General features: G+C 44.8%; 9 protein-coding genes and 1 pseudogene. 4 read left to right on the top strand and 6 right to left on the bottom strand.

Annotation, left to right across the window (positions count from 1 at the left end; translation table 11 throughout):
• A pseudogene (locus tag H6G03_RS38555) lies at positions 1 to 194 on the top strand (RNA-guided endonuclease TnpB family protein); the annotation flags it as partial.
• Here H6G03_RS38555 and H6G03_RS35640 read toward each other — a convergent pair.
• Positions 191 to 1,021 carry a pantothenate kinase gene (locus tag H6G03_RS35640; protein ID WP_199315645.1) on the bottom strand — a complete coding sequence of 277 codons (831 nt, stop codon included), beginning with the start codon at positions 1,019 to 1,021 and terminating at the stop codon, positions 191 to 193. The pseudogene H6G03_RS38555 and the gene H6G03_RS35640 sit on opposite strands and share 4 nt — an antisense overlap.
• 157 nt (positions 1,022 to 1,178) lie before the next feature.
• Here H6G03_RS35640 and H6G03_RS35645 point away from each other — a divergent pair, with 157 nt between their 5' ends.
• From H6G03_RS35645 to H6G03_RS35655, 3 genes are all read left to right on the top strand, one after another.
• Complete coding sequence (locus tag H6G03_RS35645) at positions 1,179 to 2,897, top strand: diflavin flavoprotein (protein WP_190475398.1); 1,719 nt, start codon at positions 1,179 to 1,181, stop codon at positions 2,895 to 2,897.
• 111 nt (positions 2,898 to 3,008) lie between these two features.
• The gene (locus tag H6G03_RS35650; protein ID WP_190475400.1) at positions 3,009 to 3,386 is read left to right on the top strand and encodes a GxxExxY protein; all 378 of its coding nucleotides are present in this window, start codon (positions 3,009 to 3,011) and stop codon (positions 3,384 to 3,386) included.
• Positions 3,387 to 3,434: 48 nt separating this feature from the next.
• Positions 3,435 to 5,162, top strand: a complete 1,728-nt coding sequence (locus tag H6G03_RS35655) for a diflavin flavoprotein (protein ID WP_190475402.1) — start codon at positions 3,435 to 3,437, stop codon at positions 5,160 to 5,162.
• A gap of 59 nt (positions 5,163 to 5,221) precedes the next feature.
• Here H6G03_RS35655 and H6G03_RS35660 read toward each other — a convergent pair whose 3' ends face one another.
• The 5 genes from H6G03_RS35660 to H6G03_RS35680 all read right to left on the bottom strand — a co-directional run bounded on the left by H6G03_RS35660 (position 5,222) and on the right by H6G03_RS35680 (position 10,768).
• Positions 5,222 to 5,449, bottom strand: a complete 228-nt coding sequence (locus H6G03_RS35660) for a hypothetical protein (protein ID WP_191056478.1) — start codon at positions 5,447 to 5,449, stop codon at positions 5,222 to 5,224.
• Between the two features lie 44 nt (positions 5,450 to 5,493).
• Positions 5,494 to 6,033, bottom strand: a complete 540-nt coding sequence (locus tag H6G03_RS35665) for a phycobiliprotein lyase (protein ID WP_322112034.1) — start codon at positions 6,031 to 6,033, stop codon at positions 5,494 to 5,496.
• Between the two features lie 364 nt (positions 6,034 to 6,397).
• The gene (locus tag H6G03_RS35670; protein WP_199315644.1) at positions 6,398 to 7,597 is read right to left on the bottom strand and encodes a glycosyltransferase family 2 protein; all 1,200 of its coding nucleotides are present in this window, start codon (positions 7,595 to 7,597) and stop codon (positions 6,398 to 6,400) included.
• Positions 7,598 to 7,781: 184 nt separating this feature from the next.
• A complete protein-coding gene (locus H6G03_RS35675) occupies positions 7,782 to 9,287 on the bottom strand; it encodes a carotenoid oxygenase family protein (RefSeq protein ID WP_190475406.1) in 1,506 nt (501 codons plus the stop codon).
• Between the two features lie 20 nt (positions 9,288 to 9,307).
• Positions 9,308 to 10,768, bottom strand: a complete 1,461-nt coding sequence (locus H6G03_RS35680; RefSeq protein WP_190475407.1) for a folate/biopterin family MFS transporter — start codon at positions 10,766 to 10,768, stop codon at positions 9,308 to 9,310.
• Positions 10,769 to 11,126 lie beyond the last annotated feature (358 nt).

Raw genomic sequence — 11,126 nt, forward strand, 5'->3', positions numbered from 1 at the left:
TAAATGTGGATTGATTTTGGACAGGGATTGGAATGCGGCACTGATGATTCTAAAAGTAGCCTTGAGTACGGTAGGGCATACCGGAACTTGGATCGAAGATCCGAACGCTTCAGGAGATTTGGCCGCTACTTTGGCTGGAGTAATCCAGTCGCAAGCAAGCTGAGTCTATGAATGAAGAATCCCCGTCCCTTTAGGGCTGGGGAGTGTTAAGGATTCCCCAAAATATAAGGTGTGGGTCAGTATTTATTTTCGCAGCTACCTGTGGAAATACAGCCTGGAGATAGTTGAGAAGCAAAGTGCGATCGCCCCCAGTTAAAACAATCCGGCTCTGGGGAAACTCCTGCCTCCAAGCGTCGATAAAATCGGCTATTCCGGCTAAAACCGTGTAAATTATGCCGCTTTGAATAGCTAAACTCGTATTTAATGCCCAACGCGGCGGTAAAGCGCCGGCTAATTCAATTTCCGGTAAAGCAGCTGTTCCTTGCGCCAAAGACTGTAGTTGCAATCTCAATCCAGGCAAAATCGCTCCTCCCACCAACCGCCGAGCCGCGTCTGCACCCGTGAAAGTGAGGGCTGTACCCGCATCAATTACTAATGCTGGAAAACCATATACCTCACCCGCACCCAAAACAGCTAAGGCGCGATCGATTCCTAATGTCGGATACAGCCCTTGTAGCGGAATTTGGTCGAGAGCAATCGTCCTTACATCATGATAGTTTTGCCAAATCGCTGTCTGCTGCGGAACAACAGAAGCCAAATACAGAGGCAGCGGGCGATCGCGATGGTGAAAGCCATCGCCAACAATCTCTTCAACCGCATCCAATTCCTGGATTAGGCTGGCCGCTAAAATTTCGCTATTGAATTTGCCCCTACCGCAAGGCTGGTTCATCTGTTCCACAATCGCTGCGGACAGATATTCTGTATCCCAAGCGCCGCAAAAGGTTTTTCCCTTAAACCAAGCCCAGTGAAGGCGAGAGTTCCCAATGGTCAATGCCAGCCAAATATTTTCTCTGAGTTTCAAAGCTTGCCAAATCTTCTTTGCTTGTTTTCTGCGCCAGTTTGCCACACTTTTGAAATTTTTAACTTATATATAGGTTTTTTAATAAATCTTCACAACTCATTCATGTCAGAATAAAGTAAGACAAAATACCTATGGGTTGCCAAGAAGGAGACTAAAGATGGTAGCGCTCACCGAAAGAACCCAAAAGCGTCTGACAATACAGACAAGGGAGATTGCCGCCGAAACGACGGCGATTCGCTCGCTAGACTGGGATCGCGATCGCTTTGACATCGAATTTGGGCTGCAAAACGGCACCACTTACAATTCATTTCTAATTCGAGGCGATCGGATTGCTTTAGTTGACACCTCCCACGAAAAGTTTCGCCAGCTGTATCTGGACACGCTCAAAGGTCTGATCGATCCAGCACAGATAGATTACTTAATTATCAGCCACACCGAACCAGACCACAGCGGATTGGTCAAAGATATGCTGCAACTTGCGCCCCAAGTTACGGTGGTGGGGTCGAAAGTGGCAATTCAATTTATAGAGGATTTTGTACATCAACCATTTAAACGGCAGATTGTCAAAAATGGCGACAAGCTGGATTTGGGTAACGGACACGAAATAGAATTCGTGATTGCTCCCAATTTACATTGGCCGGATACTAGCTTCAGCTACGATCGCAAAACCCAAATCCTGTTTACCTGCGATGCTTTTGGGATGCACTATTGCTCGGATAGCACCTTTGATGAAGACTTAGCGGCGATTGAAGCGGACTACAGATTTTATTATGAGTGCTTGATGGCTCCCAACGCTCGCTCGGTACTGTCGGCGCTCAAACGGATGGGAGAACTGCCAGAAATCGGCACGATCGCCACCGGACATGGCCCACTGCTGCATCACAACGTTACTGAATTGGTCGATCGCTATCGCAAATGGAGTCAAGCAAAAGCCAAATCAGATACAACCGTAGCTGTATTTTACGTCTCCGATTACGGATATAGCGATCGCATTTCCCAAGCGATCGCCCACGGTATCACAAAAACCGATGTGGCGGTCGAAATGTTCGACTTAAAATTTGCCGATCCGCAAGAAGTACAGGAATTGGTAGGCCGATCGGCAGGTTTAGTCATCGCCACGCCACCAGCATCTAATTCTACAGCCCAAGCTGCGTTGGGTACCGTCCTCGCAGCCGCTAAAGAAAAGCAAATTGTGGGCATTTTTGAATGTTACGGCGGCGATGACGAACCGATCGATCCCCTATCGATCAAATTCACAGAACTTGGCCTGAAAGTAGCATTCCCACCGATTCGGATTAAAGATACTCCCACCGAAGCTACCTATCAGCTATGCGAAGAAGCGGGTACAGACTTAGGCCAATTGCTGACTCGCGATCGCGATATCCAACAGAGAAAATCGATCGACAACGACCTGGAAAAAGCACTGGGACGTATCAGTGGAGGATTGTATATTATAACAGCAAATAAACACGGTGTCAAGGGTGCGATGTTAGCATCGTGGGTATCGCAAGCCAGCTTCCAACCGCTAGGGATTACGATTGCGGTTGCCAAAGATCGGGCGATCGAATCCTTGATGCAAGTAGGCGATAAATTTGTTCTCAACGTCTTAGAGGAAGGCAATTATCAACTATTAATGAAACACTTCCTCAAACGCTTCCCACCAGGGGCCGATCGCTTTGCCGGAGTCAAAACTCAAACAACAGAAAACGGTTCCCCAATTCTGACCGACTCCCTCGCCTACATTGAGTGCGAAGTAGCAAGTCGGATGGAATGTAGCGACCACTGGATAGTTTACAGTACCGTGGAATCCGGTCGCGTTTCCAAAGCCGAAGCCCTCACCGCCGTTCACCACCGAAAAGTCGGCAACTACTACTAAAAATTTCTTACTCTGCGTAACTCTGCGTTAACCTTTGCGACCTTTGCGTTAAAATACAGATTAATTTTTAACGCAAAGGAACGCAAAGGAAATCGCAAAGGAACGCAGAGAATGAATGAGAATGAGTTGTCGAGAATCATAATCGGTTATGCAATGAAAGTGCATACGGCTTTAGGCCCCGGCTTACTGGAATCTGCTTATGAAGCTTGTCTCGAATACGAACTACTCAAAGCCAGATTGAAAGTAGAAAGGCAAAAACCTATTCCTCTAGTTTATGAAGAAGTCCGTCTTGATTGTGGCTATCGAGCCGATCTAATCGTTGAAAGTAAAGTCATTGTAGAAGCCAAGGCGGTCGAATCCTTACATCCTATCCATCATTCTCAAATCTTAACCCATCTAAAATTAGTAAATCTAAAACTCGGCCTCTTAATCAACTTTAACGTTATTCACTTAAAAGACGGCATCAAAAGAGTAGTAAACAACCTTTAACTCTGCGTCCCTTTGCGTAAACCTTTGCGTTCCTTTGCGTTAAAAAATATGTCCTCTGTAAAACCTCGCGACGTTCAAGTCCTCCCAATAGGTGCAGAAACAACTGTACTGCGATCGCGCACTTGGGATCGTCTCAAGTTTGAAATCGAATACGCCCTGCAACGGGGAACTACTGCGAATTCTTACGTAATACAAGCCGATAAAACCGCACTATTCGATCCGCCGGGAGAATCATTTACAGATATATTTCTCCAAGCATTGCAACAGCGCTTTGACGTGAAAAAAATAGAGTATGCGATCATCGGTCACATCAATCCCAACCGCGCTGTAACGCTGAAAGCACTGCTAGAAATTGCTCCTCAAGTTACTTTTGTTTGTTCCAATCCAGGTGCGATCGCTCTGCGTAGCCTTTTCCCAGAAAATGAGTTAAAAATTATCGTCGTGCGAGGCGAAGAAACTCTCGATTTGGGCAAAGGACATCAACTGCAATTTATCCCCACTCCCAGTCCTCGCAGACCGGATAAAATGTGTACATATGACCCTAAAACTCAAATTTTATTCACCGATAAGTTTTTTGGGGCGCATATTTGCGGAGATCAGGTTTTTGATGAAGGTTGGACAGCAATTAGTGAAGACCGACGCTATTATTTCGATTGTTTGATGGCTCCCCATGCGCGTCAAGTGGAAAACGCCCTGGACAAATTAGCGAATTTTCCGGCAAAAATATACGCACCCGGACACGGGCCACTTGTGCGCTACAGTTTTACCGAACTAACCCATTCTTATCGGCAATGGATTCAACAACAGCAAACGCAAGATATAACGGTGGCGTTGATTTACGCATCTGCCTATGGTAATACGGGGACGTTGGCGCAAGCGATCGCACGCGGAATCACCAAAGCTGGAATCAAAGTAGAAACTATCAATTGCGAAGTTGTAGAACCAGCTGAGATAAAAGCCGCAGTGGAAAGATCGGCTGGGTTTATTATCGGTTCTCCTACGCTTGGCGGTCATGCTCCTACTCCCATCCAAACTGCACTGGGAATAGTGCTATCTACCGCTGCTAAAACTCAACTTGCTGGTGTATTTGGTTCTTTTGGTTGGAGTGGGGAAGCGATCGATTTGTTGGAAAGTAAGTTAAAAGATGCCGGTTATCAATTTGGATTTGAACCGATTCGGGTCAAATTTAAACCTACAGATGTAACTTTGAAATTCTGCGAAGAAGCGGGAACAGATTTTGCTCAAGCTTTGAAGAAAGCGAAAAAAGCCAGGACGCCTCGACAGCCTGTGAGCGAATCTCAAGCAGCGCGAACAGAACAAGCTGTAGGACGCATTGTTGGTTCTCTTTCCATTGTTACTGCGAAACAAGGGGAGGTTTCGGGTGCGATGTTGGCTTCTTGGGTTTCCCAAGCAACTTTCAATCCTCCCGGTTTGACTATTGCTGTGGCAAAAGATCGGGCGATCGAATCTTTAATGTACAAAGGCGGTCAGTTTGTTTTAAATCTCTTAGCAGAAGGCAATCATATAGGTTTGATGAAACATTTTCTCAAACCTTTTGGCCCTGCTGAAGACCGATTTGCTGGTGTCGCTACTGCTGAAGCTCATAACGGATGTCCGATTCTAAACGATGCTTTAGCTTATTTGGAATGTTCTGTCCAAAATCGGATGGAATGTGGCGATCACTGGCTCGTTTATGCAAGCGTTGAAAATGGCAAAGTGCTGAAAGCAGATGCTGTTACGGCTGTGCATCACCGCAAATCTGGCAGTCATTATTAAGTTGTGATTTTAGATTTTAGATATTCATTTATATCTAAAATCTAAAATCTTTTCAATTATCAATCTTTTCCGTTATTTTTATCACCTTCATCTTGTTCATTCTCTTTATTGTCTTCGTCTTTGTCATTTTCTTCATCGCTACCTCGATCGTCTTTTTGAATCTGTTCTTGCTTATTTTCTTCGGTCTTAGGAGAATCAGTTTCTTTTTGAGGATTGCAAGCACTGACAAAGACAAGCAAACCCAAGGCTATGAACCGAACCATAAGATAGATCGTTTTACTGGCCATAAGCGCTCTCACTTTTGCAACTGAGGAAGATGCTTATTTTAATATTAGTGGATGCGCTTTTCCAAATACTGACCGATCATTAATTGTTCGCCTGCACGGGAAATTATGCTTTGTCGCGTGCGGTAGTTCGTACCGATTAATTTTAATTCTTCCTCGAAAACAGAACCGTTGTACTCTGTCCGCAAACACAAAGTTTTGGGATTGGTGAAATAATACTCAGCAGTGACAGGTTTGGAAGTGGCAAAACCGCGATCGCGATACAGTATCTTCCCCAATGCGCCAAACACCGTCGAACCTTCTGACTGTTTGCGTTCAGTTACCGAATCTGTGCTTTCCCAACTAACTTTCGCACCACAAGTCAAAAGCACCTCACCACTTAACCCGTGCAGTTGCGCCAGTTCGTCAAGTTCCTCGCTTCCAGATTGCAAAAATCGGATTGTAATAATACTTACCATCTCCTTCGTTTCCCCCTCCGGTAATGTATAATAGCGTCGTTCCGAACGCCATTTACCTTCTGATTCTCGGAAAAATGCTGCGATGAGGGATTCTTCAGATGTTAGCGAAATGTGTAGTTGCGATCTCACAGAAATTTGTCCTCGTGGGAAGTAATTAGAACTAAGTACCAGGCTTAACCGCTGCTTCGCCATCTATTATTTGCTTAATATATATAAAGCTAACAAACAACTTCAGTGTTCTGCGATACAGCTTTTTTACCCGATCGCAAGCATATGGGAAGCTAGCGAGTCTTTGTCCATCTAACTACTAGGTTGCACTCACAGAATCCGGAATGGTTTCTTCCTAAAGAGGCATTTTTTGGATGATTATATTAAACGGTTGCCTAAAATGGATTCCCTACGCTCAATTTATTAGCTGGTCGCCATTTATATCCGGTTAAATCAAAGATTGTAACGGGAGTCCTGTTGCTCCATTTATGATAGATCCAGAAATTTATTCAATCAAAACCAACTTGTGAATCATGGGTTTGCTATTAAATTTTTGGGCTAACAAAAATAATACGAACATCTGCCAACCAGGCAGAGATAGCAACGATGGTAAGGCAATTGTAATAGCACTTAAAAACTTTCCCTGTTGGCAAGCAGACCAGCTATAACGAAGTCGTAAATAAGCTCGCAAAGTCTCAAAATTTTCTATCCCATAGCTGTAATTTTTCCCCAGAAGTGCGTATAACTTTGCCATTACTAAAATATTGCCATACAAACGCTTTTCCTGCAAATAATCCTGGCTTTTGCGAGCTAGCATAGCTGTTACTAAAAGATGCCAAGCAGCTAGTGAAAAAATAGCGGGAAAGATAGTTTTTAAGGCGGCGATCGTCTGTTTTTGTTTGGCTGCCACTAAAGCCCAATGTAGCTTTAAATAATCTCTAATCGTCTGTCGATCGGGTAAAGTCGCTGTGTATTTTTCGCTGACTAAATCATAAAGCTTATCTTTAATTAAAATATGAGTATCCAAGCGCTTTTGGACAGAAAATTTTTGATTGTAACCACCAGGCCAAACGGTGCGGTAGGCAAGGCATTGATTCATAAAGACTGCATCTCCAAACTGGGCAATTTTCAGCCAAGAATCAATGTCATCAAAATTGACATCTAGTTGGGAATCCCATCCTCCAGACTTAAGAAAAGCATCGCGGCGGAATGCAACCTGAATGGGAGTGCCAAAAGGAATTTGTTCCATGAGCATTCCATAATGGATATCTTCTTGAGGAATGTAGAAAACTTTGCCTGGGCCAGTTTTGCGGGTGCGGCTAATTTCTACCCGATTGACATCAACTTGAGCTGCTTGACAAGAGCAAATTACCGCTTGGGGACGCAGAATTAGCGCTCGCGTCATCTCCTCTATACAGTTGGGAGCGAGATAATCATCATCATCGACTGGCTTGACCCAATCTCCACTAGCCGCTTTTACCGCAGCATTCATAGTGACGGCGTGGCCCATATTAGAAGCATTGCGATGATAGACAATGCGATCGCCTAAACTGCGTAAATAAGCTTCCGTCTCATCAGAAGAACAGTCATCTGCTACGACAACTTCACACGGTACTGTTTGTGCCAAAGCAGAATCAATGGCCCGCTTCAGCAACGACAAGCGGTTGTAGGTTGTGATCGCAATACTGAACTTAATCTGGGTCATTGGCTACTGCCCCAGCGATCGAGCCTGGTAGGTTAAAAAACTGGAAAAGGTCAGATTATTTTGCCAGCGTTCTTAAAGAATATGCTTCACAAAGCTTTCTCAGTCAACTTTCTTAAGACATAATTAATACAGACAGAAGAATTTACTCGCTCCACGCTCGTCACTTACCTTGGCTGAAGCCACCTCAAACATTAGCAGGGCCAAAGAACTGAGGCGTAAAGCTACCATGCAAACCGTAAGGGACGTGATGCTGCAAATGCAGTCGCGCCACCGGCCCTTTATTCAAGTCACGGGAATCTAAAACGATCGCATCAGAACGATGGCGAGCCGAGTCATAAACTAAACTTAGCAACCAGCCATCATCTTCAAGGGTAGCATTCGATCGCGGTACAAAAATCGGTTCGCTGACAAAGCCTTTCGGTGCAGCACTCCACAATTGCCTTTCTCCAGAACTCAAGTCAATTTTCAATATCGCCTGAAGAGGAGCATTACCTTGCGCTGTATGAGCTGCGCCCATGTAAAGGAAACGGTAAGGCTGTCCCACATTTGCTGGATGAACAGATGGAAATTCGCAGCAACGAGTTTCCAACATCTGACGCCTTACAGTTTGATTTTCCAAATTCACCTCGAATCGCCACAACTGTCCCGGCGAAAGAGCTTCAAAATCTGTTTGCCGGTAATCTGCACCAGGATCGACCGTTGGTAAAGACTCATAGCAAATAGAATCTATGTAAATTTTATTTTCCCGCTCAAAAGCATTAGCGTGATGGAAAACAAAACCTGATTCGGCTTCCAAAATTTGGACTGCTTTCTTAACTCTACCCTTGCTACCGCCAGCAACAGGATGGCGGGGAATAACAATAATACGAGTACGATGACCGGGGTTGAAATGAACGCACTCACCCGCTCCCTGCCAACCTAACACGTAAGGCAGAGGATTAAAAGTGACTGGATTTTGAAAGAAAATGCAGTAGTTTGGTGTAATCGCAAAATCGTGAATGAAAGCGAAACCAGGAACTGAATGCGCGTGACGATCGACCAACTTACCAGATCGGTCTAGCTCATAAATAGTTATAGTCGTGGAAAGACCGGGTTTGATATGAAAGTTTATCAGCCTATCTTTCTGAATGCGGGGATGAGCGGAGAATGCTTCATCTGGGTGCAATACTCCGTTGAGGTAGTCTATTCCTACTGTCTGTAATGTGTGGGGATCTAAGCGATGGGGTTCGGCTGCTTCCCACAAAGCGAGGAGTTTGCCACCCCAATAAATAATATTAGTGTTGGCAATATTTTTCAATTTAAAATCAAAAGCATTAGCTAACCAGCCACCCGGTTTTTGTGTGCCAAAAACACCGCGATAAAGAAATTTTCCGGCTTTCTCTTCTTCCACAAAGCCTTGTGTGCGGACATAACGGTTGCGGAAGTAGGCGCGACCGTTTTGAAATGCGATCGAGCAAATCATCCCATCGCCATCAAAGGGATGGTGGACGCGCTGACCGTTGCGATCGAACAAACCAGGGCCATTGCGAAATAAAGTACCTTGTAGTTCTTGAGGAATTTCTCCTTCTACATCATCAATCCAATAATCAAACTCTTGTTTGAGAGATTCGTATCCTCTTTGCCAATCTTGACGATTGTAGGATTCTACTGGAACTGTAGCGGCGTGTTCGTAAAGTTGAAAACTCTGCATAGGGCGTAATTTTTCAGTTGTCAGTTGTTAGTTGTCAATTGTTCTTCCTTTGCCAGTGACTGCTCACCCTTAACTATTGACAATTCGGACATCAAGTTATTTGCAGCAGTTGAATCAAGTTCCAAAGCTGCGACTGCTGGTGAGTCTGGTTGTAAAGCCGTCCCACGAACTTCTGTTTCCGGTTCAGTCTCCGGTAACCAACGTAAGAAGGGTAAAGGTATTAGCGTACTGAAGTTAGAGATTGTCACTAATAACCAGAGGTTGTCAAAATTGGTTTGGGTAATCCCCAACCAGTACATTAGCACCGCGCCAAATTGATGAGATAATATTCCCCCCAAATTACTTACTGACATTAAAAGCGCAAATAGCGTAGCTTCCACTCCGGGGGGACAAATCCTTGCGGCTAGAACCAAAATGGGCATATAGGCAATCTGGGATAAGACGCTGAGAATGAGATTGTCTCCTATACTGAACCAGCGATCGTCAATTCCCAAGGCGCGGTTGGCGTGGGTCACCAGCAAAAGCATAGTCATAGTCAAGATTGTGCTGAGAACTATTGTCCAACCGAAGATTGTCCGAAAGGGAATATTTTTTAAGAAGCGTTGAAACAGCCATACCCCAATTAAAGATGCGAAACTCGTTACCAGGCGTACCCTTCCCAGGAATTCCGGTTCAAATCCCAACTCGTTGGTAATGAAGAAGAAAAAGGCAGACTCAGCTGATGGTCCAGATTGCATTAACAAAATGAATAGTGTTGGCATCCAGATAGTTTTCTGGGTAATAGCTTTGCCTAGTTGCTGTACTTGTTGCCTAATAGAGTTAGCATTAGGAAGCTGATTTGTCGGTGACTCGCTAATTAACCAAGCACTAATTGACACTATGAGCGGGAAGATGGCCGTAATTCCAAATACTATATAGGTACTGAAATTCTCTAACAGAAAACCGCTAAAGTAGGCTGCGATCAAGCTTCCAAAAGCGGAAGCACTCCAGGCGAGTGATTGTAGCGAACCGATATTAGCCAGCGACTCTTTTCTTGCCCGTTCTACCACTAACGAGTCTATAATTACATCGCTAACGGCAACAGCGACAGAAGTAAAGACGATCGCAACTGTTGCCACCCAAGTACTGTGTACCACTGTCGCCAGACTCAACCAGGCAGCCGTTCCCAGTAACCCGGATAAAATCAGGTAAGGTCGCCGCCGATATCCCAAGATCGGCAATCCGTCGGACATGAAGCCAAATAGAGGTTTGACTGCCCACGGTAAGGCAGCTATCCCTACCAAGACAGAAACTTCTGCTGGACTTAGCCCCAGTTCATCTTTGAGGAAGAAGCTGATGGCTAGGCGTGCCAGCCCTACGATGCCCTGAACAAAGTAAACCAGCACGATAGCGATTAATTCCGGGCTGGGTTCAATACCAAAGAAAACTTTTTTTGTCAAGGCTTCTTTGATCTCGGACAAGCCAGAGTGGGAAACCTGCATTGATAAAGATAAAAAAAAGTTAAGAATTATTACTTATATAACATATACCCTTTTGCAGCTGACGCCTATCTGGGGAGTTATCCCCAGTTCGATCGGTAACCATCCTCAAAAAGGATGTCTTTTAGCCTGTCTCCAATTGAAACTCCATAATCTGAGAATGAGAATTTAAGCTGCATTGCTTGGCACAGTCTAGCTGTGGGGGGTAGCAACAGTCGCAAAATAGCTGGCTAAAAATGATCGCACCTACTCATTTAACTGATTCGCCGGGAAGTCCCCCGCTATAATCGCTTCGATTTAGCGGCGGGATGAAAGGCGGGAAATTGGAGGAACGGAAATTTCCAATTTTTCCTAATGTCTT

Origin of the sequence: Aerosakkonema funiforme FACHB-1375, assembly GCF_014696265.1 — a bacterium.
Classification (GTDB): Bacteria; Cyanobacteriota; Cyanobacteriia; order Cyanobacteriales; family Aerosakkonemataceae; genus Aerosakkonema; species Aerosakkonema funiforme_A.

What these genes read in the sequence shown, in the direction of transcription:
- H6G03_RS35650 (WP_190475400.1), top strand. Translation starts at nt 3,009, where the DNA reads ATGAATGAGAATGAGTTGTCGAGAATCATAATCGGTTATGCAATGAAA.
- H6G03_RS35670 (WP_199315644.1), bottom strand. Translation starts at nt 7,597, where the DNA reads ATGACCCAGATTAAGTTCAGTATTGCGATCACAACCTACAACCGCTTG.
- H6G03_RS35675 (WP_190475406.1), bottom strand. Translation starts at nt 9,287, where the DNA reads ATGCAGAGTTTTCAACTTTACGAACACGCCGCTACAGTTCCAGTAGAA.
- H6G03_RS35655 (WP_190475402.1), top strand. Translation starts at nt 3,435, where the DNA reads ATGTCCTCTGTAAAACCTCGCGACGTTCAAGTCCTCCCAATAGGTGCA.
- H6G03_RS35645 (WP_190475398.1), top strand. Translation starts at nt 1,179, where the DNA reads ATGGTAGCGCTCACCGAAAGAACCCAAAAGCGTCTGACAATACAGACA.
- H6G03_RS35660 (WP_191056478.1), bottom strand. Translation starts at nt 5,449, where the DNA reads ATGGCCAGTAAAACGATCTATCTTATGGTTCGGTTCATAGCCTTGGGT.
- H6G03_RS35680 (WP_190475407.1), bottom strand. Translation starts at nt 10,768, where the DNA reads ATGCAGGTTTCCCACTCTGGCTTGTCCGAGATCAAAGAAGCCTTGACA.